Here is a 25,612-nt window from a genome sequence, read left to right as displayed (position 1 = left end):
TCTCCTATTGTCGCCTTCTTAAGCAACCATCCGGTTACTCGCAAGGCCTGTTCAGCACCTGACATGCTTACGCTTAAACCCAATCTGTCCTTTGGCCGCCGCCTTTTCGATGTTCCCCAAAGCGTTCAGGAATTTCTTCTTGACCTCGACCTGGCCGACCGCCTTGGCAGTCTCCAGCGCTTGATCGTGAAGCGGCAGGAAGGATACGCCGACCGTATAAATAAAGTTGCTCATCGAGTATTTGGTCCGTTCGGGACTATCGTGGATTGCGCTTTTCGCGTGTTTCAGCATCCCTCTCAGCTTGTCCTCGGAAAATTCATGGTCCGGACGATTGCCCAGCAGCCAGCAGTAGCAGCTCCAGCCCGCCGACATTTTCAGCTCGTCTCCGCTGGCGATCCATTTGTCCGACACCTGTTGCGCAATGTCGGTTTCCGCAAGCGTCACTGCCACGATAAAGTCCGATATCATATAGAAATACGCGGTTTCCATCCAACGATCGAAATCCGCCTCTGTCATCGCTTTCGGATCGGCGATCACACCCGCAAAATACATCGCGTCGTAATTACCGGTAGCATAGAGCTGCTCGGCCAACGGTTGATTTATCTTGATGATTTTGGACATCGGCTTCATCTCGCCCGTGGCAACTCCGAACAGCGGCTCGCGAGCGCCGTTAGACATGTAAATCTTCTTCGTCCGCTCCTTGCCGAGAGCTTCCAGCTGCTGCATGACCGCATCGAAATCCATGTTGATCACCGATCCTTTGTTGATGTTCGCTTAGGGCGTGTCTTCATACTCTGAGGACAGCAGATATTGCCGAAATTTTCGTTCCATGCAAAGAACTTTTGGGAAGGCGTACCGGAGGTACGTCAAGCAAAAGTGACGCAGCAGGGGATGATAGTTGCCCCTGAGCGGGTTTGAAGACACGCCCTAGCCTTCCAGCCAGGTCGTCTTCTCTGTGCCGGGCGTCCGCGTAGCTGCCGGCTGCGGCATATCGGGATAACCGACGTAAATGAAGCCGACCAGTTCTTCACGTTCACCGAGTTGAAACGCCTGCTTCATCTTCGGATGATAGGTCGGAGCTCCTGTGCGCCATACTGCGCCGAGCCCGTTGTCGTGAGCGGCCAGCAGCAGGTTTTGCACCGCTGCATGCGCCGCAGCCAATTCTTCCTGCGGCACCGCACGCGCGTCTTCGAAAGGCGAACAAACGGCGGCAATGACAACCGGAGAACGAAGCGCCTTCGCGATCTCCGCATCGTATTTCTTGAAGCGTTCCTCTTCCGTCAGCTCCGTCCAGCCTTGCGAGGCTATGGCTACGTGCGCTTCGCCGAGTACGCGTCTGCCTTCTCCTGTCATGACAATAAACCGCCAAGGCTCGGTCCTAAAATGATTAGGCGCCCAGACAGCCGCCTCGATCAGCTTCTCCACCAGTTCCCGCGGTACGGGCTCGTCCTTCACTTTACCGATACTGCGTCTGCCGCGCACCACTTCATCAAAACTTGCCATATGCTATCTCACTGCTCCCCTCAAATCTCCAACTAACCGACAACCTATCCAAAATCATACCATACTTCTGAGCCGACGGGATACCGACAAAAGATGCGGAAGTCGCACATTCTCTGCGCTCATCCATTCGCCTGAACCGACGGGATACCGACAAAAGGAGCGGAAATCGCGTCTTTCTGCGACCTCTCCGCTCCCCCTGAACCGACGGGATACCGACAAAGGAATCGCGAGGGCTTACCCCGCGCTTGCCTTTGCGACACCGCCGGTAAACTGACTGTAATACAAGTCGGCGTAAAAGCCTCCTTGAGCCAGCAGCTCGGTATGCGTTCCTTTTTCGATAATGCTGCCGTGATTCATGACGAGGATCAAATCCGCGTCCCGAATCGTGGACAGCCGGTGCGCAATGACGAAGCTTGTTCTGTCCTTCATCAGCTCGTGCATCGCCCTTTGAATGTGGATTTCCGTCCGTGTATCGACGCTGCTCGTCGCCTCGTCTAGGATGAGGATCGACGGGTCGGCGAGTATCGCCCGCGCGATGGTCAGCAGCTGTTTCTGCCCTTGCGACAAGTTCGACGCTTCTTCATTGAGCACCGTTTCATAGCCTTCCGGCAGCGTTCGGATAAAATGATCGGCATGAGCCGCTTTCGCCGCTTCGACGATTTCGTCCTCTGTCGCTCCGATCCGACCATACGCGATATTGTCGCGAATCGTCCCGTTGAACAGCCAGGTATCCTGAAGCACCATGCCGTATAGATTGCGCAGATGGCCTCGTTTCATCCGAGTGATGTCCTGGCCATCGATAGTAATATGTCCGGCGTTTAACTCGTAGAAGCGCATAAGCAGATTAACGAGCGTTGTTTTGCCCGCACCGGTCGGCCCGACGATCGCGACCATCTGACCGCTCTTAACGTCGATATCCATGTTCTCGATGAGCAGCGCGTCTTCCTTGTAGCCGAAGCTGACGCCGTGCATCGCCACGTCTCCGCGAGGTTCAATGAGCGTAACCGCAGCTTTGTCCGCAACTTCCGGAATTTCTTCCTCCTCGTCCAACAGCTCGAATACACGTTCCGCCGAAGCGATCGTCGACTGGATCACGTTGGCGATGTTTGCCGTCTGCACCAGCGGCATGGAGAATTGGCGCGCATATTGAATGAACGCCTGGATGTTCCCGATCGTAATCGAACCCTTTGTCACCATAATGCCGCCGACGACACTGATGAACACGTAGCCGATGTTGCTGACCATGCTCATGAGCGGCATAATGTTCCCGGATACAAACTGCGCCTTCCAGCCGGATTCGTACAGCCGCTCGTTGATGCTATCAAACTTGGCCACCGATTGCTCTTCGCGTCCGTAAGCTTTCACAATTTTATGGCCGGAATACATTTCTTCAACGTGGCCGTTCAGCTGTCCAAGCTCCATCTGTTGGGTCTTGAAATACTTTTGCGATTTGCTGGCCGCGCCTCGAATGACGATCATGGACAGCGGCAAAGTCAGCAGCAAAATCAAGGTGAGCCACGGACTGATCGTCAGCATCATAATAATGACGCCGATGATCGTAATCACTGATGTAATTAGCTGGGTCAAGCTCTGCTGCAGCGTATTGCTGATGTTGTCTACGTCGTTAACCGCGCGACTGAGAATCTCTCCGTTCGTCCGCCCGTCGAAATATTTTAGCGGCAGCCGGCCCAGCTTGGCGTTCACTTCGTTGCGCAGCCCGTATACGGTTTTCTGCGCGACGCCGGCCATCAGAAACTGCTGAATATAGCTGAAAAGCGAACTTATGATGTACAGGGACGCCAAGAAGAGCACAATCTGCCAGATGCCGGCCAGATCGAAGTGCGCGTTCGGGTCTCTGTTGATTTTACCCATCATGCCCTCGAACAGCTTGGTTGTCGCTTCTCCAAGCACCTTAGGACTATAGATGGCGAAAGCCGTGCTTAGAATCGCTGTAAAAAAGACGGCCAGCAGCTTAAAGCGTTGTGGCCGCAAATAGCCGACCAATCGACGAAGCGTGCCTTTGAAGTTTTTTGCTTTCTGAACGGGCATGCCCATACCGCCCATGCCGCCGGGACCGCCCATTCCAGGGCCGCCGCCGCGGCCGGGCATTTTGCCGCTTCCTCGTTGCTCGCTCATGCAATCTCCTCCTCGGACAGCTGCGAAGACACGATTTCTCGATACACTTCGTTATTCTTCATCAGCTCTTGATGCGTGCCGCTGCCGACTATTTTACCTTCATCCAGAACGATGATCCGGTCGGCGTCCATAACGGTACTGACGCGCTGTGCGACAATAATCACGGTCGCGTCCGTCGTCTCGCCTTTCAATGCGGCTCTCAGCTTTGCGTCCGTCTTGAAGTCCAGCGCGGAGAAGCTATCGTCGAACACGTAGATCGACGGCTTTCTCACCAGCGCACGCGCGATGGACAGCCGCTGCTTCTGGCCGCCCGACAGGTTCGAGCCGCCCTGCGACACTTCCGCCGAATAGCCGTTCGCAAGCTCCGAGATGAAGTCCCCGGCTTGAGCCGTTTCCGCCGCACGGCGAATTTCTTCATCGGTTGCGTCGTCTTTGCCATAGCGGATATTATCCTCCACAGTGCCGGTAAAGAGCTGAGCCTTCTGAGGAACAAGCCCAATCATCGAACGAAGCCGTTCGACCGACAGCTCGCGTACGTCGGTCCCGTCAATGCGGACAACGCCTTCCTCGGCGTCGTAGAAACGCGGAATCATGCTGATCAACGTCGACTTGCCCGAGCCTGTGCCGCCGATAATCGCCGTCACCTCTCCCGGAGAGGCATTAAAGCTGATCCCCGAGATAGCGGCATTTTCCGCTCCCGGATAACGGAACGAGACGTTCTCGAATTCGAGGCGGCCGCTTGGTTCCGTAGCCGCTTGCCGCTTCGCCGGCATACTTCCGGCCGCTCCGCCGCTGCGTTTTGTTTCGCTTGCCGCCGGCTTCAGGTTCAGCACCTCATTGATCCGAACGGCGGACGCGGAAGCGCGCGGCACCATTACGAACATCATCGATACCATCAACAGCGAAAACATAATTTGCATCGCATATTGCAGGAACGCCATCAGGTCGCCGACCTGCATATGCCCCTCGCTGACCCGAATGCCGCCAAACCAGATGATCGCCAGCGATGAGAAGTTCAGAATCAGCATCATCATCGGCATCATAAACGCCATAATCTGATTGACCTTGATCGCGGTTTGCGTCAGGTCCCGGTTCGCTTCATCGAATCTCTTCGTCTCGTGATCGAACCTGTTGAAGGAGCGGATGACCCGAATGCCGGTCAAGCCTTCGCGCAGAACCAGATTCAATTTGTCTACTTTTTTCTGCATCGCCTTAAAATAAGGAATGCCTTTGCTAGCGATTAAGTAAATGGTCAGAGCCAGTACCGGAATCGCGCCGACGAATACGAGCGACAGATGCGCATCCTTCGAGATTGCCATAATCAAACCGCCGATACACATCATCGGCGCAGCGACCATCATCCGCATGATCATGATCAGCACGGTCTGCACTTGCGTAATATCGTTCGTCGTACGGGTAATGAGCGACGCCGTTCCGATTTTGTCGAAATCCAGCAAGGAGAAGTTTTCGACTTGGCGGAATGTCTTGCTGCGCACGTCTTTGCCGAAGCCGGCCGCGATGCGCGACGATAAATAGCTGGCCGCAATCGAGACGAGCGTTCCGGCTGCCGTCACCGCAAGCATCAAGCCGCCGATCTTCCAAATGTAAGGGATGTCCCCTTGGACTACGCCATCGTTCACGATGTCCGCCATCAGTGTCGGCAAATACAGCTCGCTGAGCGACTGAATGAGAATGAGCAGCATTACGGTCGCCACCTGCCAGCGATACGGCTGCAGGAAGCGAAACAACTTTAGCATTTGTCATCAACTCCGTTCATGATGAAATAAATGTTAACCTCAACCTATGTAAAAAAGATCATATGACGACATTATGAACTCAATATGAACGAAAGACAATTGGAACGCGCAATCGGTGCAAAAAAACATAAAGACGGCTAGGGCGTGTCTGAATAGCCCTAATTGGCCATCTTTATGTTTCGATGCAACACTTGCCTCTATGCGTTATCCGAGCGCAGTCCGGATAAACCGGCGGTAACGCAGCAACGCAATGATTAATCCCGCACTGGCAACCAGGGCCAGCACAAGAAGCGAATAGCCGATACCGCTCGCATGCGCACCGCGCAGCATGATATCCTGGAAGCCTTTCTGAGCCCAATATTGAGGAGTAAAGCGGCTGATCGTCTGGACGGCTTCCGGCATTAGATCGATCGGGAACCACAGGCCCCCGAGCACGGCTCCGCCCATCGTTAACAGCTGCGTGAACGCCATGCCCTGGTTTTCGCTTTTGGCGATCATGCAGACCGCAAGGCCAATGCCCGTACCGCAAGCGCACAGCAGCACGACGAGCGCGGCAACGGCGAGCGGATCGCCGAGCTGAAGGCCGTAGGCGAAATGCCCGAAGGCAAGCAGCGCGCAGCATTGCACAAGAGCCACAACCAAAAAGGCAAGCCACATGCCAAGCAAGTAGCTTAGAGGACTCATCCGGGTGCTGCGCAGACGAGCCGTCATACCGGACTCTTTGTCGCCCAAGAACCGCTTAAGCATTGAAATAATGACGAAGAAAACGAACATAACCGTGTAACCCGGCACGATCTGCGTGATCACATTATAGCCGGTGCCGTTCTCCAGCCGGTCGTCAATCGAGAACGCTGCGGAGAGCGCGTTCTCGCGTGCCTTGTCGGACAAGCCGGCAGCCGCGAGCGCAGAAGCGATTTTCGTCTCCCTGTAGCCGTTCGCCAAGTTTTCCAGCACGGCGCGCAGCGGCGCGACGACAGATTCGTTCGTTGCTTCCCGGTAAAGCTCGACGGCGGACGTCTCTCCTCCCGCTCCGTTCAGGCTTTGACCGAAACCTTGAGGCACAACCAGCAGCCCGGTGCCTTTGCCGTCGCGGATTTTATCGAGCTGTTCCTCCATATCGGCAGGCTGCTTCTCCTCAAGCACGTATCCGCTTTTTTCCTCAACTGTAGCCAAGAACGCCTTTGAAGCCTCGGACCGGTCGTTGTCCACATAGGGAACGGTAACTTCCGTCTTCCCTACGCTGCCGAGCACGGATCCAAACAACACGATGAACAGGATCGGCATCCCGAGCAGCCAGAAAAAAGTGCCTTTTTCCTTCAGCAGCAGCTTCCATTCGTTTTTTGCGATCTTCCATACCATTTTCGATTTCCCCTTTAAACGGACTCATTCGCGGTTAATTGTCTCTGAGCGTCGTCCCCGTCAAGCTTAAGAATACGGCTTCCAATGAAGGCCGAACGATTTCGAGCTGCTTTACGCCCAGCGAAGCGGAGCGGCAAGCTTGCGCCCACGAGGCCAGCGCGTCCAACGGAGACGAGGTTTCGACCGTCCAGCCGCGCCCTTTTGGAACGGGAGCGCCGAAGCCGTTCGGTATCGGAGGCCGCGAGCCGTCCTGAAGCTCCAGATACACCGCTTGCGTACCGTGCTTCTCAAGAACGTCGTCCAAGGAACCGCTCGCAATGACCCGGCCATGATCCACGATGGCGAGATCCTCGCATAACGCCTCCACTTCTTCCATATAGTGCGTGGAGTAAAGCACGGTCACTCCTCCCTGCTTGAGGGAGCGGATCATTTCGAAAATATGATTGCGAGACTGTGGATCGATGCCGACGGTCGGTTCGTCCATAATGATGAGCTTAGGCCGATGCAGCAGAGCGGCCGCGATATTAACGCGCCTCTTCATCCCGCCCGAGAACGTCGACACCGCGTCCTTCGCTCTGTCGGCCAAGCCGACTTGTTCGAGCACCTCGCCGATCCGGGAAGTCAGCTCGCGCTTAGGCACCTTGTACATATCGCCGAAAAATCGCAAATTGTCTCTTGCCGACAGCTTCTCGTACAACGTAATCGATTGGGGGACATATCCGATCAGTTCCTTGATCGAATCCCGTTCCTTTCCCGCGGCTTTGCCGAAAATAGCGACACTCCCCCGATCGGGCTCCAGCAGCCCGGATAGGATTTTCATCGTTGTCGATTTGCCTGCTCCGTTCGGGCCAAGCAGCCCGAAGCAGCCGCCGGCCGACACGTCGAATGTGATTCCGTCCAGCGCCGTCTTGCTGCCGTATTGTTTGAATAGTTCGTTTACTGCAATTGCGGCTTTCATCCAACTCTCTCCCTTGTTTTCTTTCCTGTTAACGCTCTAGATGCTTGTCGCATACTTTAATGGTCGCTGCGAACAATAGCGCGGCGATCGCCCAGATCGGAATCAGCCACAGCCAGATCCAAATCGGGTAGACGAGCGGCCCCAAATTTTCGTCCGATCCGTACACGGTCAGTTGACCTCCCCCGGTCATCCAGCCGAACACATTGCCTCCGATTCCCATTAACAGCCACAGCAGAGGAAGCAGCGGCTTCAACCCTGACCTTCTGACAGCGACGAACAGCAGGCCGATTGCCAGCATCACCGGAGAAATGCCGACCAGAATGCCGAATAGCTGGGCCTCCAGCACGAGCATTCCCTTAACGGAAGTGACCCGATCGCCGTACATGGCGACAGAATACACATCCAGCAATAGCACGACCGCGAAATATAGCAGAACGTAACTCGTAAAACGAATCCACGCAGCGATCGCCTTGGCGCCTAACAGCTGCACCCGCGAGTGGGGCAGCGACAGCCACCATCCGATCGTCCCTTCGGCCCATTCCCGTTTCAGCGCTTCTACTGCGAACCCGAAGATCATAAACGGAAAAACGTATGCCGTGAACATAAAATAAGAGGGATCGTAATCGGCGTTATTTCCCCAGATCGCAACCGCGACAGCGGCAAGCAGGAGAAGCAATCCGCCGTAAATCCATAGCCACTTGCCCAGTCGAAGCTTACTGCCCCTAGAGGAAAGTTCATGCTTGACCAGGAAGAAAAAAGTTCCCTGAGGCATCCTTCGTCCTCCTAACCGAATAATTGCCGGTACACTTGCTGTAGCGAGCCCCGCTCGGCGCGAAGCCGTTCGGCCTCCCCTTCCAGCACGACCGTTCCGCGGTCCATAAAGATCGCTCGATCGAACAGGCTCTCCGTCTCGGCGATCTCATGCGTGCTGATCAGCACTGTCTGCATCCGTTCCGCGAATGAATCGATGAGCGCTCCTACGATCTTCTCCCTGGAAATCATATCGATGCCCGAGAACGGTTCGTCCAGCACGAGCAGCGGTACATCGCGTGCAAGACAGAGAGCGAGCATCAGGCGGGCTTCCTGTCCTCGCGACATCCCCGACACCTTCATCTCGGCTTCCAGACCGAACGAATCGAACAGCCCCCAAGCCCGCTCCCTTTCGAAGCCTTCCTGCAGCTTGCCAAACCATTCCGCTGCCTGTTCTACCGTATGATGCGGATACCATCGCGCACGGTCAGGCAAATACGCCACCCTGCGGCCTGCTTCCCGGTCGGGCGTCTGCCCTAGCACCGTCAGAATCCCTTCACCCGGCGCTGCCTGGCCGGCAATCATGCGCATCAAGGTCGACTTCCCCGCCCCGTTCGGGCCGAGAACGGCGGTGATCGAATGCTCCGGAACAGTCATGCTAAGGCATTCGATCGCCAGTTTCTTTCCGTAGCTCTTGCTCAGACGATCCGCACGAATCGCCATATTAGCCGTTACGTTCATCGTCCATGCCTCTTTTCTTCCGCAGCAATTGATCGATCTCGCCGTCATCAAAGCCAAGGCTGCTCATTTTCGTCAAAAATTCGTCGATTGCCTGCTCCGCGATCCGGCTGCGAATGCCCTCGACAACATTCATGTCCGTCGTGATGTAAGTTCCTTGTCCTCGCCGGGTTTCCGTAAGCCGATCCCGTTCCAGCTCCTGGTACGCCCTCATGACCGTATTGGGATTGATTTTCAAAGCCTGCGCCAGCTCCCTGACGGAAGGGATTTTGTCACCCAAGGCGATCTCGCCTTTCGCAATGGAGCTGCGGACTTGGTCCAGCACCTGTTCGTATAGAGGCTGACTGAGATCCAACGCGAAACGCATCCCGCCGACCCGCACTTCCTCCAAGCGACTTCCTCCTCCGAAATTGTTATGAGTGTATTATATCACTTAATACACTTAGTGCAATATCAAAGAACGGCTCGTAGATTTCCGTTTCCGGCTCGCGCCAAAATAAATCGCCCCCGGCGGACGGACCTTGAGGTCGCGTTCGCCGGGGGCGATGGTTGGACGAATTAACGAATTTTACGATCGATAAGAAAGGGGCCGAACGGAACGAAGGCCGCGATAACGGCAAGCAAGGACATGAGCCAGCTCAGCTTGCGCGCCGCAAAAGCATTGACGATGGCTAACAAATACAAGGCAAACAATGCGCCATGAGCCATGCCGACAATCGTGACCGGTTCGGGAATGTCCGCGAAATACTTCAGCGGCATCGCGATAAGAAGCAGCACAAGAAACGAGATCGCCTCTACCGTCCCGATCGCCCGCAATCTTCCGAGGGGGGTTTTCAGCATCGAGCAGGTTACCTCCGCATAGGTCTATGTTTATTCCATCTTACCAACCGTTCGCGAGGAAAACCATGTCCATCCTGTGTCCGTTTTTAAGTAGACACGTGCTTGAGCGCTTCTTTGACGCTTAAAGGCGAGAGCGGCGTTCGCTCCACAAACCGGCGTACGGCGTCCTCGTCCGTTTTCGAATATTCGCGAAGCGCCCAGCCGATCGCCTTGCGAATGAAAAACTCGCTTTCGTCCTTGCAGCGCTCAATGTACGCAAACATTCTGTCGACATCCGTCCGCCCTTTGTAGCGAAGCTGATAAAGAATGGCAGTGCGGCGCAGCCAGTAATCGTCCGAGACGATCCAACGATCGGCATAGACCGGGATCAGCTCCGGATATTTCGCCAGATGATCGCCCATCGAGTGGGCTGCCAAATAATCGACCGTATCCCACCAGGATTTCGTGACGATCAGATGCTCGAACGTATCGATGTCTTCCACCTTGGCCCGTTTGCCATGCTTGTCGAGAAAGGACATCGCTACGTTCTGAAATTCGCGCTCCGGCAGCTCCCACAGCCGTCTGACCACTTCCAGCAGCTCATCCCCGGTCGGAATCCCGTGGTTGGCCCAGAACTCCTTGGTCAACTGTTTGCGTTCAGGCGATTTGATGCCCAGAAATGGAAATTTATCGCGCATGTAAGCGGCCATCGGGGCCGCCTTCTCCGGGTCCGCATGGCTGCGAAACCACGCTGCCAGCTCGGCCGTGTAATCTTCCATAACGTTCCACCCTCGCAACGTCTTCGATTTTATAAGCTTGTGCCTAAATCGAGCCTTACCGCAACCTCGCGCATACTCGCCGGCAGCGGCGCTTTGAACTCGCGTCCGTCCGGCAGCACGATTCGCCAAGCGTGCAGCAGTTGATGGTTGACGTCTCCGAACCGTTTGCCCCCGTATTTAATATCGCCGAGCAGAGAATGGCCGATATGCTGGAAATGGCTGCGAATCTGATGCGTACGACCGCTGATCAGCTCGATCTCCACGAGCGAATAGGAGTTTCCGGTCTGCACGGTCCTGTACCGGGTTTCGGCCGATTTGGCCTGCTCAGTGCCCGCAGCCGCCACTTTCGTCCGATTGCTCTTCTCGTCCCGGACAAGCTCGCCCGTCACTTCCCCCTCGCCGGTCAGTCGTCCTTCCACAATCGTCAAATAATACTTTTGCATTTCGTGCTTCTGGATCCATTGATTGAGCTGGTGCAGCATGCCCGCCGTCTTGCCGACCAACACGATGCCGCTCGTATTGCGGTCTAACCGGTTCGCCGTCGCCGGCATGAACAGCGGGCTGTCCAGTTCTCCCTTGCGGTACATATAAGCATGAACGCGATTGATGAGCGTGTCCTTCTGATCCGCCTGATCCGGATGCGTCAGCATGCCGACCGGCTTGTTGACGACCATCAGCTCGGCGTCCTCGTAGAGCACGTCCACATTGGCGTTAACGCCGACATACTTGGCTTTCTTCTGACCGATGCTCGCTTCCTTATACGCATCCTCCTCCACATAGAGGACCAGTTCGTCTCCCGCCGCCAGCTCATAGTTTTGATTTTTACGTTTGCCGTTCACTTTTACTTTGCCATTGTCGATCATCTTGTAAATCTGGCCGAGCGGCAGGTTAGGCATCAGCGTTCGCAAAAATCGGTGCAGCCTCTTGCCGCTCTCGGCAGCCTTGATGGTACGGTTGATCATCGAGTCGTCTCTCTCCTCTGGCTGTAATACGCGCGAAATTCAATATCTTGATTATAGTTGCCGAAGCCGGCGCCGTACAAAGTCAGTCCCCCGATATGCCGCGCATTCTCCTCGACGGCAAAACGCAGCGTCCAAAACGGCTCGTCCGCCCGAAGCTCGTCAAGCGTCGTGTCGGAAATGCGCTGGCCGTCCATAAAGCTGCCTTCGCCGTTCACGCGAATGATTTTACGCAGCCCGTACTGGTTAAGCTGAATCCCCCACCACTCAGGCGTAAATCTGCCGCGCGCGTTCGCGCCGTAGTCGCCGGGACTCGTCCACTCTCCGAGATACGTTCCATTTAAGTAAAAACGGATGTCCGAGGGCCAATGATCGTTCGCCCCCGGCGCTTCCGACGCGATCTCGAAGGAAATTTCCAGCTCCTCAAGCCGCTGGCTCGGCAAAATGTAATTGGGCGTCTTGTACTCCACGTACCCCCGACCGAACCAAAGAATCGCCGCGTTTACCCGTTCGGGATCGAGAAAATAGCGCGGATCGTCGAATTGGCCGATTTGCCTCTCGCGGGTAGCTAGTCCGCATGTCGGAAAAACCTCGAAGGAGGTATAATGGCCGACGCGAATCGATTGCTCGTAATACTCCCTCTCTTCCGCGCTTGCGTTCGGCAGCACGATCTCGATCGCCGATTCGGCCAACGAGCACATCTTATGGGTACCGCCTTGCTTGCGGACCATCTTCGTCGCGATCAGGCCGCCTTGCTCAAGCTTGCGCACGTGCATCGTTACGATTGCGCTGCTTAGCTCAAGCCGTTCGGCAAGCTCCTTCACGTTCATCGGATTCTCGGCAAGCAGCTCCATTATCGTCAAGCGGACGTCGCTCGCAAGCGCCTCGTAGAGAGGAAGCCATTTGCGATCCGTACTCGCTTTAATCATCGACGCAGTCCTCCCCCATTTCATCGCTTCAATTAATATAAATATAAATTCATAAAATTGCAAATCAAATCCTTAATTCTAGCTTGCATTTTTAGCTTCTCTCCTGTTAAATACTAATTGAAGTACTATTTTTATTCATCGATTAATTATATTATTAATTTAATGAGAGGGGATGATCCGCATGACCGCACGACAAGCTTCCATGATCGTCGATAAAGACTTCGTTATTTCCCGGATCGACGACCGCCTCTACGGCTCGTTCATCGAACATCTGGGCCGGGCCGTGTACGGAGGCATTTACGAGCCGGGCCATCCGCAGGCGGACGATCAAGGCTTCAGACAAGACGTCCTTGCGCTCGTTCGCGGGCTTCGCGTTCCGATTATTCGCTATCCCGGCGGCAACTTCGTCTCCGGCTACGATTGGAAGGACGGCATCGGGCCGAAGGAGCTGCGTCCGCGCAAGCTGGAGCTGGCCTGGCGCACCGTCGAGCCGAATTTGTTCGGCTTAAACGAATTTGCGGACTGGTCGCGCGCCGCCGGTTCCGACGTCATGTGGGCAATCAATCTCGGCACGCACGGAGCGGACGAAGCGCGCAATATCGTCGAATACGCCAACCACCCTTCCGGTTCTTATTGGAGCGATCTGCGGATCAGCCACGGCTACAAACAGCCGCACGGCATTAAAACCTGGTGTCTGGGCAACGAGATGGACGGCCCCTGGCAGATCGGCGCTAAGACAGCCGTCGAATACGGGCGAATCGCCGCCGAATCTGCGAAGGTGATGAAATGGGTCGATCCGTCCATCGAGCTTGTCGCCTGCGGCAGCTCCGGCAGAGGCATGCCGACTTATCCCGAGTGGGAAGCAACCGTTCTCGACCACACCTACGAGCATGCCGATTATCTTTCGCTGCATACCTACTACGGCAACGCCGAGAACGATACGCCCACCTTCTTGGGCCGCTCTCTTGAGATGGAGGATTTTATCCGCAGCGTAACCGCGACATGCGATTATATCAAGGCCAAAAAAAGAAGCAAAAAAACGATGATGCTCTCGTTCGACGAATGGAACGTCTGGTTCCACTCCAATGAAGCCGACCGGAAACTCGAGCCGTGGCAGGTCGCCCCGCCGCAGCTGGAGGACGTCTATACGATGGAGGACGCGCTGGTCGTCGGCTGCCTGCTGATAGCCCTGCTGAAGCATTCCGACCGCGTTAGAATCGCTTGTCTCGCCCAACTCGTCAATGTGATTGCACCGATCATGACGGTTAACGGCGGTGCAGCGTGGGCCCAAACGATCTATTATCCTTATCTGCACGCCTCGATTTACGGCCGCGGACAAGCGCTTGTGCCGCTCGTGCAATCGCCGAAATACGATACGAAGGAAATTACGGACATCCCTTACCTGGAATCGATCGCCGTCTATAACGAGGAGCATGGCGAGGTAACCCTGTTCGCCGTCAATCGCGATCTCGATAATGCGCTGCCGCTGACGGTCGACTTGAGAAGCTTCAGCCGTTGCGAGTTGATCGCCCACCTCGTGTTGGAGCATGAGGATTTGAAGGCAGCCAATACGGCCGCTTCCCCAAACCGCGTTGCGCCGCGCGATGGAGGAAACGCGTCCGTCGACGGCTCCAAAATAACCGCAACGCTAGGCAAGGCTTCCTGGAACGTCATTCGCGTTCGCATTAGCGACTAACCGCTCGGCAAGCCGACAAGAGAGCCGCCGGAGAATGTCTCGCAAGTCATTCAGTTGACTTGACAGGCAGTCTTCTGCGGCTTATCTTTTTCGGGTTGTCATTTTTCATAATTTTTTTAGGAGGGACTCCCAAAACTCAAAAAAGTGTGTTATACTGAAAGCGCTACCAAAGCAAAGCCATTCTAAGGGGGATTGAAACGATGAATGCAGCGCTTCAGGAGAAAAATGTGTACGAGGATTTCGAACCATGTCAGGACACGTTGTTCTTCAAAGTCGGGGCACACGGGTTGATCAGCTTTCACGGACGGAACTACAACATCAAAAAAAGACTGTCCGCCGATGAAAGAAACCGCCTCATCGCGGACTCCGCGACGTTCTTCCGCGTTTCTTCCGATTGCTACGTCAACATCAAAAACATTTCCGACATCGGGGAACACCATCTCTTCTTCGAGGACACCACGAAGCGACTGCCTTGCTCCGGACGCAAGCAACAGATGATTCGCCAGCTTCTCGGCTAAGTCCACCTACATCCTTTATTGCGACGAGATCAGGAGAACAGCAAAGCCTGAGCGATCCGCAGGAGCAACCTCCTCCGGACGACTCAGGCTTTGCTGTTTTTTTGCGAGTCTTCTCTTGCATTCGGGATTTCAAGGAACGAGCAGTTCTATAATCAGACCGGCCGTCTCTTCGATCGCCTTCTCGGACACGTCGATGACCGGACATTTCAAGCGCTCCATAATATCGGAAGCGAATTGGAGCTCCTTAGCGATTCGTTCCATAGAGGCATAGTTGGCCTGACTGGGCAGCCCCAGCGCCTTCAGCCGTTCCGTCCGGATTTTGAGCAGCCGCTCCGGCTGCATCGTCAAGCCGACGATCAGCCGGTTCGACGGCGCGAACAGCTCCTGAGGAGGCTTGACCTCGATCGTAAGCGGATAGTTCGCGGTTTTGATCCCTTTGTGCGCGAGATAGATGCTGAGCGGCGTCTTCGATGTCCGGGACACCCCGACCAGCACGACCTGAGCCTGAAGCAATCCTCGGGCGTCTTTGCCGTCGTCGTATTTGACCGCGAATTCGATCGCTTCAATCTTTCGGTAGTAATTCTCGTCCATCTCGTGCAGCAGGCCCGGCTTGTACTTGGGCGAATCGTTAAACGTATCGATAAAGGCCTGCATCATCGGCCCCATTACGTCAACCGCGCGCACTCCAAGCCGAATCGTCTCTTCCCGCATCGTATCGCGAAGCTCCGGTTGAACAAGCGTATAAGCGATAAACCCTCCGACCTGCGCCGCTTCCGTAATGATCGCTTTAACCTCGTCCTCTTGCTTGATGTTGCCGTAACGTTTAATCTTTACCTGTTCGGCGGCAAACTGCCGGGAAGTCGCCCGTGCGACCGCATCGGCGGTTTCCCCAACCGCGTCCGAGCATACGAATATGATTTTCTGCCGTTCCTCCGACATCAACTGCTCCCCCTACTCCGCGATATACCCGGAGGTTAAATCCAACAAAGCCAGCGTCATGTTGGTTTTCGTAATCCTTCCGACAACCTCAAGCCTCGAGCGTTCTCCCGTTGCGCTCACGACCGGCAATCCGCCGACCTGGTGGTCCAGCATCTTCCTGGCCGCGTCCAACAGCGAATCCTCCGGAGTCACGTATACGAGCCTGGTTACGCGGGTCATCACCATGCTGATCGGAATCGACGCCGCATTCGGATTGCCCAAGGTCACTTTAAGCAAATCTTTAAGCGATACGGTTCCGACAAGCGCCCCCTGCTCGTCCGTCACGGTCAGAAACCCCGTATTTTCCACAAACAGCGCAATGACGGCGTCATTAACGGTCGCCGTCTCGACGATGACCACCGGACGGTTCATCACGTCCTTGATTTTGAGGCTCAAAGCTCTCTCGCTTTGCCGGCCTTCCGTCGTCATAACTTTGCCCAGAAAGTATCCGACCTTCGGCTTGGCGTCGATATAGCCGAGCATGACGAGCACGGACAAATCCGAGCGGATAGTCGGGCGGCTGACGCCCAAGCTCTCCGCGATTTGCTCTCCCGTAATGGGCGCATGCTTCTTGACAAGATCGATAATCGCGACTTGCCTGGCCGTAAGTTCGATGATTCGCTCACTCCCTTGCGCGCCGGCGCTTTGATATCGCCATAAATGGCAGACCCGGCTTAGGCCAAGCTGGCTCCGTGAGCCCGATCGACGTAGGCTTTCGCCAAATCGCGAAGCTCGTCAAACTTGCCCGCTCTCACGAAAGTCGGATCGAGCAGCTTGCCGCCCATGCCGACGGCGACGGCCCCGGCATCAAGCACTTCGGTAATGTTTTGCAGATTGACGCCGCCCGTCGCAATAAACGGAATGTGATTAAGCGGAGCTCGAATCTCCTTCAAGTAGCCGATGCCCAGCGTGCCCATCGGAAACAGCTTGATTGCGGAAGCGCCCGCTTTATACGCGTTGACGATTTCCGTCGGGGTCATCGCGCCCGGCCAGACGTCCAGCCCCTGCTCGACGCCATGATAGATCACTTCCTCGTCCACATTGGGCGAGATCAAATACTGCGCTCCCGCGGCGATCGCTTCCTTCGCCTGCCCGATGTCGAGCACCGTTCCCGCGCCGATGCGCATCCGGTCTCCGAATCGCTCGCGAAGCTTGGAGATGATGTTCAGCGCGCCGTCGGTATTCAAAGTCGCTTCAAGAAACACAACACCGCCGTCGGCAAGCGCCTCCGCCGCCGACAGCGTCTCTTCAAGCGTAAAGCCGCGAGCGATCGCGACGATTTTCTCTCTGGTCAATTGCCCTAACAGTTCAGAAGGCATTCGGCTAGCTCCTTTGTCGGTCGTTGTGGTCACTGTCGTTTCCTATTGTACCACCGACGCCGCCGCGAAGAAACCGCTCTTTATTGCTGTCCAGCCGCCCGTTCCTTGCCGATCGCTTCCCACATTCCGTTCAAGTACACCGCTCCAAGCGCCCGATCGTACAGACCGTAACCCGGTTTGCCCGTCTCTCCCCAGATCATCCGGCCGTGATCGGGACGAATCGGCCCGGCGTAGTCGATATCCCGCAGTGCGCGAATAATTTCCGCCATGTCAAGCGATCCGGCCGAGGACAGATGCGCCGACTCCTCGAACGAACGCTCCCCCGTAATCTTGACATTGCGCGCATGAACGAAGTTAACGCGGCTTTCCCGACCGAACCGCCGTACCATAGCCGGAAAATCGTTCGCCGGATTCGCCCCAAGCGAACCGCTGCACAGGCAGAGCCCGTTGACGGGGCTGTCGTACAGCCGCAAAAATCTGTCCAATGCCGCTTCGTCCGTAATGATACGCGGCAAACCGAAGATCGGCCAGGGCGGATCGTCCGGATGAATCGCCATGCGGACTCCGGCTTCTTCGGCAGCAGGCATTATCGCCTTAACGAAATACGAAAGGTTGTCCCATAGCTTCTCCTCGTCCACCGAGGCATATTGCTCGAACAGGAGCTGCAGATCCTCCTTGCGATAGCTGCTATCCCAGCCGGGAAGCTGCAGATCGCCGGTTAGAGGATTCATTCGCCGCACGACTTCTTCCTCGTATATGAGGGCGGTCGAGCCGTCCTCAAGCTCGTAGTCGAGCTGCGAACGCGTCCAATCGAACACCGGCATGAAGTTGTAGCAAACGATACCGATGCCGGCTTGTCCGAGATTGCGCAATGTGCGTCTGTAGTTCTCGATCAGCCGGTCCCTGCCGGGCAGTCCCAGCTTGATATGCTCATGCACGGGCACGCTTTCGATAACGCTCAGCTGCAGGCCCGCCGCTTCAATCTTTCTTTTCAGCTCCAAAATAAGTTCCAGCGGCCATTCTTCGCCTACCGGAATGTCGTAGACCGCGCTTACAATTCCGGTCACACCGGGAATCTGCCGAATTTGCCACAACTTCACCGGATCGTCGTCGCCATACCAGCGAAATGTCATTTGCATCTTACAATTCCCCTCTCCATTCTCATCTACGTTAAATCGTCATCGCACCAAAACCGCCGTCAACGCGCAGCAGCGAGCCGGTCACAAAGCCGGACGCGCGCTCCGCCGCCAAATACACAACAGCCCCCTGCAGCTCCGCCGGCTCGCCAAAGCGCTTCATCGGCGTATGTCCCATAATCGAAGCGATCCTTTCCTCCGACAAAATCGCCCGATTCTGCACGGCCGGGAAGAAGCCCGGTACGATCGCATTCACTCGCACGCCGGCAGGAGCCAATTCACGCGCCAGAAACTGCGTCATATTGTTGACGGCAGCCTTGGAGGCCGAATACGAGAACACTCGTGACAGCGGCGTAACGGACGAAGCCGATGACAAATTAATGATGCTGCCCCCTTGGCCCCGTTCGACCATATGCTTGCCGAACACCTGGCAGGCGATCATCACGCTCTTGGCATTCACGTCGATTATGCGGTCCCATTCCTCTTCCGTAATGTCGAAGAACGGCGTTGCGCTGTTCACGCCGGGGCAATTCAGCAATATATCCGCCCCTCCGGTCCACGCCTCCACCTCGGCAAGCAGCTTCTCCAGATCGCTGCGGGAGGTCGCTTCGACCCCGTAGCAGCGCGCCTGACCGCCGGCCGCCGCGATACGCTCGCGAATTGGCTCCGCGTTATCCGCCTTGCGCCCCGTTAGCGCCACCTTGGCGCCGTATGCCGCCAGCGCTTCGGACATCTCGCCTCCAAGAGTGGAAGAGCCGCCGATGACTACCGCCGTTTTGCCGTTTAAATCAAACAGATTCATGCTGCACCCCCGTCGCCGGAAGCCCGGAACGATCGTCCTTAAGCTGTCTCTTGTACCGCTCCGGCGTCACGCCGACCTGCTGCTTAAACAGTCTGCTGAAGTGCGCGAGATGTTTAAAGCCGAGGCGAAAACCGACCTCCGTCACAGCCAGCTCCGGCTGCAGCAGAAACAAAATTTTCGCTTCGTTGATCCGCTTGCGGTACACGTACTCGAAGATCGTCGCTCCGGTCACTTCCTTGAATATTTTCGCCAAATAAGATTTGCTCAGATGAAGCTCCCGCTGCAGGCTCTCCATGTCCAGTTCGTCGTCCGTATACTTTCGCTCCAGCAACGCTACGATATCCTGCACCGTCTTCTCCTTGTCGGACGGCAGCTCTCTCTTCTCGTTCAGCTGCGTCTGGCAGCGATCATAGACGAAGTGCAGCAGATCGATGAAAGCCAGCAGCAGACGGCTGGAGCCTACCTGGTCTCCCCGGGCTTGATGGTCGCGCATGAGCAGCAGAATCCGCTCCGCCTCCTCCTTGTCCGTTCCCCGCAAGCACAGCCGATAATTCTTGAACTGCTCGAACGGCTGCAGGATCGGGACCGCCTGTGGCAGCTCCGTATAAAACCGGAGGATCGCCGGGTCGAAATGCACGATAGAACGAATGTAAGGCACGGACGAATCGATTTTCGGACAGTGGAGCGTCATTCCGTACATGAGAATGAGATCCCCGGGAGCCAGATTGTAGATGCGGTCTCCGATCAGGTAATTGCATCTGCCTTCGTGAAAGTAATACACCTCGTAAAAGGGATGCGAATGAAATACCGGATCGAACGCTCCTGTCGAACGGTAAGAAAAATCAAACATTCGGGCTCAGCTCCCGCAGCAGCCCTCCGATGTATTCGGAGAAGTGGCGGAGCATGGCCGGAGATTCGGCGAACTGTCCGCTGAAATCCTCGACGCCCAAATAGCCGTCATAACCGGCCGCCAGCAGATCGGACAGCACTTGGCGCCACGGTACGGCCCCTTCCTTCAAGCCGACCCACTCGCATTTCCAGACCGCTTCTCCCGCTTCGTTCGTTTCGATGCGGCGCCAGCCGGCGTTCTTGACATGGACGTGCGCCAGATAAGGGCCGAGCAGCTCTACAGCCATGCGATAATTCTCAACGCCCTCGTGAATCATATTGCCCGGATCCAGCAGCACCCCGACCCACTGCGGATCCAGCCCTTCGACCAGCCGCCTTGCTCCCGAAGCCGAAGCCGCAATCGTGCCGTGATGAATTTCCACGACTCCCTTTACGCCATACTTGCGGCATAATTGCTGCGCCTCTTGCAAGTAGGCCCGCCCTTCCTCCAGCAGCTCGTCGAGCGGCCTGCTGCGGTCGTATCCGGCAACGCCCAGCCGGATCATCGAAGCTCCGGCGTGGCGCGCCGCCTCCAATACGCGCTCTGTCGCCTGCAAATCGCCCGCGCGCAAATACGGCGTGACGCTCACAACCTCAAGGCCGTGCGATAGCGCCGCCTGCTTGAATCTATCGACCTCGGCCAAGCCTTTCGAGGGAGAGATCGTGCAGCGGTTATTTCCCCAGAAGGACGGCGCTTGCTCCCGCACCTCCTCCGGCACTTCCGTATATCGCCACTCCACGCCGTGCAGTCCCGCTTCTTTGGCCGCCGCGGCTAGTTCCTCCGGACCAAGCTCCGGCGTCGCCACCGTGAATACAGAAAGCTTCATCATTCGTACGTCCTCCTATCGCTGACTACTCGATTTTAACCGCTTTCGCCTGGGCTAGCAGACACAGCTCAGCCGCTTTGAAGGCGTGGGCCTGCGTCATCGCTTTTTCCGTCCGGTTGATGCAGTCCAGAATGAGCTCTCCGAAGAACGGAAAGCCGACTTTTCCCGCCAGCTCCATGTGCGTCTCGCCTTCGCCGTTGACCAGGTACAGATGATCCCCTTGTCCGCTGCGGGCGATATCGACATATTTGCGCAGCTCGATATACCCGTTTGTACCGAGAATGACCGTACGGCCGTCTCCCCAGGTCGACAACCCGTCAGGCGTGAGCCAGTCTACGCGAAAATAGTTCGTCGCCCCGTTATCCCCGACGAGCGTCGCATCTCCGTAATCCTCAAGCTCGGGGTACGCCTTGCAGTTGTAGTTCGCCACCTTGCTGTGCAGCACTTCGGCGTTCGCGCAGCCGGCAAAATGCAGAAACTGCTCGATCTGATGGCTGCCGATATCGCACAAAATACCGCCGTACTTGGCTTTTTCAAAAAACCATGCCGGCCTCTGGGCGGCGTTCAGCCGGTGCGGTCCGAGCCCGAGCACCTGCACGACCCTTCCGATCGCTCCGTCCGCAATTAGTTGTCCCGCGAACACCGCGCTTTCCACGTGCAGCCGTTCGCTGTAGTACACCGCGTATTTCCGCCCCGTCTTCGTCGCCGTCCGCTTCGCGAGCTCCAATTGCTCCAGCGTCGTGAACGGCGTTTTGTCGGTAAAATAATCTTTGCCGTGCTCCATCGCTTTCACGCCGAGCGGCCCCCTGTCGCAAGCGATGGCCGCGGCCGCAATCAGCGCCACCTCCGGGTCCTGCAAAATCTGCTGCTCGGAGTCGGCGACCTTCGCTTGCGGGTAGGTCTCCACGAATTGGCGGACCTTGTCCGGATCGGGATCGTATACCCATTTGAGCGTCGCCCCCGCCTCGATCAGACCGTTGCACATCCCGTAGATGTGGCCGTGGTTCAGCGCCATCGCCGCGAAGACGAACTCACCTTCGGTGACGACCGGACGCGGCTTGCCTTGCGGCGCATAATTCATTCCGTTAGCGTTGCTCATCGGGATTCTCCTTGTCCGGAGGAGACCGTCGATAACGCGATCCGCTCCTGCAGCTTCTCGTAAAACAGATCCTCGTTAATAGGCAGCTCCACCCAGTCATCGATCCATGTAGACAGCAGCATCGCATTCGAGATCGTGAGCCCTTTAATGCCTTCTTCGCCCGGAGCGAGCAACGGCTTGCCGTGCAAAATCGCGTTTGTCCAATCCTGGGTAATCTCCTTATGCTGCGCTCCTCCCGGCGTGATCGGAATGTCGAACTGCCAGCATTCCGGCTGCGCGAACGATTCCGTATTCGTCCGATTAAACTCGGATTCGAGCTGTCTGAGACGCCAGAACGTCATCCGGTCGTTCTCGATGACGATTTTGCCGCGATCGCCGGAAATCTCGAAGCGGTTCGTGCCCGGGCATTCGTACGTCGAAGTGACGAATACGCCTGTCGCTCCGTTTTCGTACTCGACGTAAGCCGTCACGTCGTTCTCCACCTCGATGCTCCGATGCTTGCCGAAGCCGCAGAACGCGCGAATGCGCTTCGGCATCAGTCCGGTCGTCCACTGCCACAGGTCGAGCTGGTGAGGGTCCTGGTTGATCAGCACGCCGCCGCCTTCGCCGGCCCAAGTCGCTCGCCAGCCTCCGGAATTGTAATACGCTTGCGGACGATACCAGTTCGTAATAATCCAGTTCGTGCGGCGCACCTCTCCCAGCTCACCCGACGAAATCAGTTCCTTCAGCTTCGCATACAGCGGATTGGTGCGCTGATTGTACATAATGCCGAACACCTTGCCGCTCTTCGCCGCGACCTCGTTCATCTCCCGTACCTGTTTCGTGTAGACGCCTGCCGGCTTTTCCACCAGTACGTGCAGTCCCGCCTCCAGCGCTTCGATCGTCATCTTCGGGTGGTCGTAATGCGGCGTACAGATCAGCGCGCCGTCGATCTCTCCCGATCGGAACATCTCTGAAGCGCTTGCATACGTTAGAAGCTGATCTCCCCACGTTTGCTTGGCCAGCTCCAGACTTTCCGGGCGCACATCGCTAACCGCCGCTAGAACCGCCCCTTTCACTTGACCTTCAATCAAATATTGCGCATGGCCCTTGCCCATGTTCCCTAGACCGACTATACCGATTCTCACTGTGCTCAACAGAGATTCGCTCCATTCCGATTATAATCGCCTTCTTGGTTCATTGTAACATGTTGACTGTGAATGAACTTCACTCCTAGGCTTGAAATTGGTTTCTGATTTAACTGTGAGTCTACTAGATAGACGAATGAAGTGAAGCCCATTGCATTTCGAATGGGATCGCTTTGCCGGGTTCAGACAGGTTGTTTGGCATGCAAACGACAAAAAAAGAGCGGCATGCGCCGCTCCAGTAGATAATCAGCAAAATATGGCACAACAAGGATTGCAACCACACATCTCATATCCGCAGCAAATAGATAACCGCCGTCACCGTAACGATGCTGAGCGCCGTGGACACGAGCACGCTCTGCGAGGCAAAGTCCTTCTCGTTGTCGAACTCGACGGCCAGCAGCACGCTGGACAGCGATGTCGGGACGGCCGAGGAGACGATCAGCGCGGCGCCCATCATCTCGTCGATCCCCATCATCGTAACGACTCCCCAGGCCAACAGCGGTCCGGCGATCAGGCGCAGCCCTGTGGCGATGCCGACGTCCGCCGCCAGCTTGCGGGTCAGAAAACCCTTCATATCGCCGAGCTGAACCCCCAAAGTAAATAGCGCCATGCCGATGAAGGCATCCGACAAGTAACCGACCGAGATGTCCACAAATCCGGGAAGCGGAACTTGCAACCCTCTCAGCAGCAACGCCAACGGGATGACGTAGATGACCGGCATCGACAAAATCACTTTGCGAATGGCGCGCCAATCCGCTTTGTGCGCATTAACGCTGTAGATGCCGTACGTATTCGGAATGAGCGATTGCATCATCATGATAATAATCTGCACCGACAGCGTGTACGTATTGCCCGCGAACGCAAGCTGATTGATCGGAATGCCGTAATTGGCGCTGTTGTAGAACAGGACGCTGTTTCTCATCGCCGCGCGCATGCCGCCCTTGTACTTGCGAACCCTCACAACGACCTCTAGCACCGCGTATTGCAGCAGCATAAACAACACGAAGAAGAGCAGCACCTGTCCGAACATCTGCATGGAGATGGCCGTTCCGTACAGCAGCTCGAACATGATCGCCGGCGAGAACAAGTAAAAGTTCAATTTGGACAGCGTCTTGATATCGAGCGAAAAAATGCGGTGCAGCGTAATCCCCAAACCGATGACAAGCGACAAAGGAAGTACATTGTTCCATAAAATGTGCAATAAAATGTCCACTGTGCCGAGTCTGCCTTTCCATGCTGCCAAACCGCCAATTCCCATTGGCAGCTTGATAAAGTATGATTAAACTAATCTAACACGGACAGGAGATGAAGTGAAGTGGCTTTCGGCATCGTCAGGGCGGAATTGAACGCGTGGAAGGCCGCCGTCTCCCGCGGGGAAACCGCGTTCCTAACGCATTATTGGTACGATCCGAGGTTCCCGCAATTTCGTACCGTCACTAAAGTCGGCAACGCCGATTATGAGCGGCTGGCCAAGTGGTGCCGCGACAACGGCTTAAACCCGAAGTATATCCACGCCCGGTCGATGTTCCCGCATTTCGACTTGCTGGGCGCGAAGCAGAAGGAAATTCTGATTAAAGAAAAGCTCTTCCTTCACCTGGAGCGATTCGGGCTAAACCCTGAATAAACCTTAAATGGGCTGTCCCATAAGCGCTTCAAACTGCTGTGAAAGATAATCGATGAACAAGATGCAAGGGGGATGTACCTCCTTCCGATGCTATACGCTCCTGAAACCTGAATAGGCTAACCCGTGGTAAGGTGATTTCAGGAGCGTATGAGGCAGTCTACAGAAGGTACATCCCCCTTACTTTGTCTATCGATCCATCTCAAGCAGTTCTGCTTATAAGACAGCCCATTACTTATGTTCTTACCCCTTATTCCAATCAAAACCGACAGCGTTCAGGAACGCTCTGGCGAGCACGACATGACCGGCTTGCGTCGGATGAACGCGATCCCAAGCCAGGGTCGCCGCATACAGCTCCTTCAGTACAGCGTCGAACGCAAGCTGCGTGTCAACGAACAGAGCGCACGTCTCCTCCGCCACTTGCTTTACGATCGCGCCGTACTGATCCATCGAGCTGCGCATCGCATCCTCCTTGTTGCTCTCCAGATAAAACGGCGTCATCAGCACAAGCTGGCTCACGTGCGGCTTCGTCCGCTCTACCAAAGCGCGCAGCGTCGCTTCGTAACGATCCGGGTAGACGTGGCTTTCCTTGATGAACGGCATGTCGTACTGCCGCCAAACGTCGTTCGTGCCGATCATGATCGACAGCCAGTCCGGCTTCCGATCCAGCACGTCCTCCTGCCATCTTTCCTCCAGATGGACGACGTTGTTCCCGCTGCAGCCCATATTGACGACGCGAATGCCAAGCTCCGGGTATACCGCCTGCAGGAACGCGTCGACCAAGGACACATAACCTTTGCCCAGCGCCCCGAACAGCCCTTCCCCATCGGGTCTGGCCCGTTCGCAATCCGTAATCGAATCTCCGATAAACAGCAGTTTCTGTCCTTTTTGCAGTTGCATCGCCGCTAGTCCTC

General features: G+C 55.9%; 27 protein-coding genes. 3 read left to right on the top strand and 24 right to left on the bottom strand.

Annotation, left to right across the window (positions count from 1 at the left end; genetic code table 11):
* Nucleotides 1–51: 51 nt before the first annotated feature.
* The 13 genes from J4772_RS09855 to J4772_RS09795 all read right to left on the bottom strand — a co-directional run bounded on the left by J4772_RS09855 (nucleotide 52) and on the right by J4772_RS09795 (nucleotide 12,687).
* Nucleotides 52–744: a DNA alkylation repair protein gene (locus J4772_RS09855; protein WP_209075089.1), complete on the bottom strand. Its 693-nt coding sequence runs from the start codon at nucleotides 742–744 to the stop codon at nucleotides 52–54.
* Between the two features lie 183 nt (nucleotides 745–927).
* Entirely contained in the window at nucleotides 928–1,503 is a 576-nt protein-coding gene (locus tag J4772_RS09850) for a nitroreductase family protein (protein WP_209075088.1), read from the bottom strand.
* 234 nt (nucleotides 1,504–1,737) lie between these two features.
* On the bottom strand, nucleotides 1,738–3,639 hold the full coding sequence (locus tag J4772_RS09845) for an ABC transporter ATP-binding protein (protein WP_209075087.1): 1,902 nt from the start codon (nucleotides 3,637–3,639) through the stop codon (nucleotides 1,738–1,740).
* Nucleotides 3,636–5,396 (bottom strand): ABC transporter ATP-binding protein, encoded by a 1,761-nt coding sequence (locus tag J4772_RS09840; protein WP_209075086.1) that lies wholly within the window; start codon nucleotides 5,394–5,396, stop codon nucleotides 3,636–3,638. The genes J4772_RS09845 and J4772_RS09840 overlap by 4 nt, the downstream gene beginning before the upstream one ends.
* 204 nt (nucleotides 5,397–5,600) lie before the next feature.
* The gene (locus J4772_RS09835; RefSeq protein ID WP_209075085.1) at nucleotides 5,601–6,755 is read right to left on the bottom strand and encodes an ABC transporter permease; all 1,155 of its coding nucleotides are present in this window, start codon (nucleotides 6,753–6,755) and stop codon (nucleotides 5,601–5,603) included.
* 34 nt (nucleotides 6,756–6,789) lie between these two features.
* Entirely contained in the window at nucleotides 6,790–7,713 is a 924-nt protein-coding gene (locus J4772_RS09830) for an ABC transporter ATP-binding protein (RefSeq protein WP_209075084.1), read from the bottom strand.
* A 28-nt stretch (nucleotides 7,714–7,741) separates the two neighbouring features.
* The gene (locus tag J4772_RS09825) at nucleotides 7,742–8,485 is read right to left on the bottom strand and encodes an ABC transporter permease subunit (RefSeq protein ID WP_209075083.1); all 744 of its coding nucleotides are present in this window, start codon (nucleotides 8,483–8,485) and stop codon (nucleotides 7,742–7,744) included.
* An 11-nt stretch (nucleotides 8,486–8,496) separates the two neighbouring features.
* Nucleotides 8,497–9,204: an ABC transporter ATP-binding protein gene (locus J4772_RS09820; protein ID WP_247741065.1), complete on the bottom strand. Its 708-nt coding sequence runs from the start codon at nucleotides 9,202–9,204 to the stop codon at nucleotides 8,497–8,499.
* On the bottom strand, nucleotides 9,188–9,592 hold the full coding sequence (locus J4772_RS09815) for a GntR family transcriptional regulator (protein WP_116058796.1): 405 nt from the start codon (nucleotides 9,590–9,592) through the stop codon (nucleotides 9,188–9,190). The genes J4772_RS09820 and J4772_RS09815 overlap by 17 nt, the downstream gene beginning before the upstream one ends.
* 167 nt (nucleotides 9,593–9,759) lie before the next feature.
* Nucleotides 9,760–10,041 (bottom strand): DUF3817 domain-containing protein, encoded by a 282-nt coding sequence (locus J4772_RS09810; RefSeq protein ID WP_116058795.1) that lies wholly within the window; start codon nucleotides 10,039–10,041, stop codon nucleotides 9,760–9,762.
* A gap of 86 nt (nucleotides 10,042–10,127) precedes the next feature.
* Nucleotides 10,128–10,799 (bottom strand): DNA alkylation repair protein, encoded by a 672-nt coding sequence (locus J4772_RS09805; RefSeq protein ID WP_209075082.1) that lies wholly within the window; start codon nucleotides 10,797–10,799, stop codon nucleotides 10,128–10,130.
* 29 nt (nucleotides 10,800–10,828) lie between these two features.
* Nucleotides 10,829–11,761, bottom strand: a complete 933-nt coding sequence (locus J4772_RS09800) for an RluA family pseudouridine synthase (RefSeq protein ID WP_209075081.1) — start codon at nucleotides 11,759–11,761, stop codon at nucleotides 10,829–10,831.
* On the bottom strand, nucleotides 11,758–12,687 hold the full coding sequence (locus J4772_RS09795; protein WP_209075080.1) for an ArsR/SmtB family transcription factor: 930 nt from the start codon (nucleotides 12,685–12,687) through the stop codon (nucleotides 11,758–11,760). The genes J4772_RS09800 and J4772_RS09795 overlap by 4 nt, the downstream gene beginning before the upstream one ends.
* A 181-nt stretch (nucleotides 12,688–12,868) precedes the next feature.
* Between J4772_RS09795 and J4772_RS09790 the strand changes: the two genes are divergently transcribed.
* Together J4772_RS09790 and J4772_RS09785 are read left to right on the top strand one after the other, a co-directional pair.
* Entirely contained in the window at nucleotides 12,869–14,383 is a 1,515-nt protein-coding gene (locus J4772_RS09790) for an arabinosylfuranosidase ArfA (RefSeq protein ID WP_209075079.1), read from the top strand.
* Between the two features lie 200 nt (nucleotides 14,384–14,583).
* Nucleotides 14,584–14,901 carry a LytTR family transcriptional regulator DNA-binding domain-containing protein gene (locus J4772_RS09785; protein WP_116058790.1) on the top strand — a complete coding sequence of 106 codons (318 nt, stop codon included), beginning with the start codon at nucleotides 14,584–14,586 and terminating at the stop codon, nucleotides 14,899–14,901.
* 129 nt (nucleotides 14,902–15,030) lie between these two features.
* On the opposite strand, the gene J4772_RS09780 is transcribed toward J4772_RS09785, so the two are convergent.
* The 10 genes from J4772_RS09780 to J4772_RS09735 form a co-directional block, all read right to left on the bottom strand.
* A complete protein-coding gene (locus J4772_RS09780) occupies nucleotides 15,031–15,840 on the bottom strand; it encodes a pyruvate, water dikinase regulatory protein (protein ID WP_116058789.1) in 810 nt (269 codons plus the stop codon).
* Between the two features lie 12 nt (nucleotides 15,841–15,852).
* The gene (locus J4772_RS09775) at nucleotides 15,853–16,497 is read right to left on the bottom strand and encodes a helix-turn-helix transcriptional regulator (protein ID WP_116058788.1); all 645 of its coding nucleotides are present in this window, start codon (nucleotides 16,495–16,497) and stop codon (nucleotides 15,853–15,855) included.
* 56 nt (nucleotides 16,498–16,553) lie between these two features.
* Nucleotides 16,554–17,198: a bifunctional 4-hydroxy-2-oxoglutarate aldolase/2-dehydro-3-deoxy-phosphogluconate aldolase gene (locus J4772_RS09770; RefSeq protein WP_116058787.1), complete on the bottom strand. Its 645-nt coding sequence runs from the start codon at nucleotides 17,196–17,198 to the stop codon at nucleotides 16,554–16,556.
* 80 nt (nucleotides 17,199–17,278) lie between these two features.
* Nucleotides 17,279–18,337 (bottom strand): mannonate dehydratase, encoded by a 1,059-nt coding sequence (gene uxuA, locus J4772_RS09765; RefSeq protein WP_209075078.1) that lies wholly within the window; start codon nucleotides 18,335–18,337, stop codon nucleotides 17,279–17,281.
* Between the two features lie 31 nt (nucleotides 18,338–18,368).
* Entirely contained in the window at nucleotides 18,369–19,136 is a 768-nt protein-coding gene (locus J4772_RS09760) for an SDR family oxidoreductase (protein WP_209075077.1), read from the bottom strand.
* Nucleotides 19,123–19,986, bottom strand: coding sequence for a helix-turn-helix transcriptional regulator (locus tag J4772_RS09755; protein ID WP_116058784.1), 864 nt, complete (start codon nucleotides 19,984–19,986; stop codon nucleotides 19,123–19,125). Before J4772_RS09755 ends, J4772_RS09760 begins: the two co-directional genes overlap by 14 nt.
* Entirely contained in the window at nucleotides 19,979–20,851 is an 873-nt protein-coding gene (locus tag J4772_RS09750; RefSeq protein WP_116058934.1) for a sugar phosphate isomerase/epimerase family protein, read from the bottom strand. The genes J4772_RS09755 and J4772_RS09750 overlap by 8 nt, the downstream gene beginning before the upstream one ends.
* 25 nt (nucleotides 20,852–20,876) lie before the next feature.
* Complete coding sequence (locus J4772_RS09745; protein ID WP_209075076.1) at nucleotides 20,877–21,950, bottom strand: Gfo/Idh/MocA family protein; 1,074 nt, start codon at nucleotides 21,948–21,950, stop codon at nucleotides 20,877–20,879.
* Nucleotides 21,947–23,086: a Gfo/Idh/MocA family protein gene (locus tag J4772_RS09740; RefSeq protein WP_209075075.1), complete on the bottom strand. Its 1,140-nt coding sequence runs from the start codon at nucleotides 23,084–23,086 to the stop codon at nucleotides 21,947–21,949. The genes J4772_RS09745 and J4772_RS09740 overlap by 4 nt, the downstream gene beginning before the upstream one ends.
* Nucleotides 23,087–23,363: 277 nt before the next feature.
* Entirely contained in the window at nucleotides 23,364–24,290 is a 927-nt protein-coding gene (locus J4772_RS09735) for an AEC family transporter (protein ID WP_209077076.1), read from the bottom strand.
* 102 nt (nucleotides 24,291–24,392) lie between these two features.
* Between J4772_RS09735 and J4772_RS09730 the strand changes: the two genes are divergently transcribed.
* Nucleotides 24,393–24,701, top strand: a complete 309-nt coding sequence (locus J4772_RS09730) for a hypothetical protein (RefSeq protein WP_209075074.1) — start codon at nucleotides 24,393–24,395, stop codon at nucleotides 24,699–24,701.
* 240 nt (nucleotides 24,702–24,941) lie between these two features.
* Here J4772_RS09730 and J4772_RS09725 read toward each other — a convergent pair whose 3' ends face one another.
* Nucleotides 24,942–25,598: an SGNH/GDSL hydrolase family protein gene (locus J4772_RS09725; protein ID WP_209075073.1), complete on the bottom strand. Its 657-nt coding sequence runs from the start codon at nucleotides 25,596–25,598 to the stop codon at nucleotides 24,942–24,944.
* Nucleotides 25,599–25,612: the final 14 nt, after the last annotated feature.

It is taken from the genome of Cohnella sp. LGH, assembly GCF_017671885.1.
GTDB lineage: Bacteria > Bacillota > Bacilli > Paenibacillales > Paenibacillaceae > Cohnella > Cohnella phaseoli.
The sequence above is the reverse complement of the archived record's forward strand: the minus strand, read 5'-3'. Positions and strand labels throughout refer to the sequence as shown.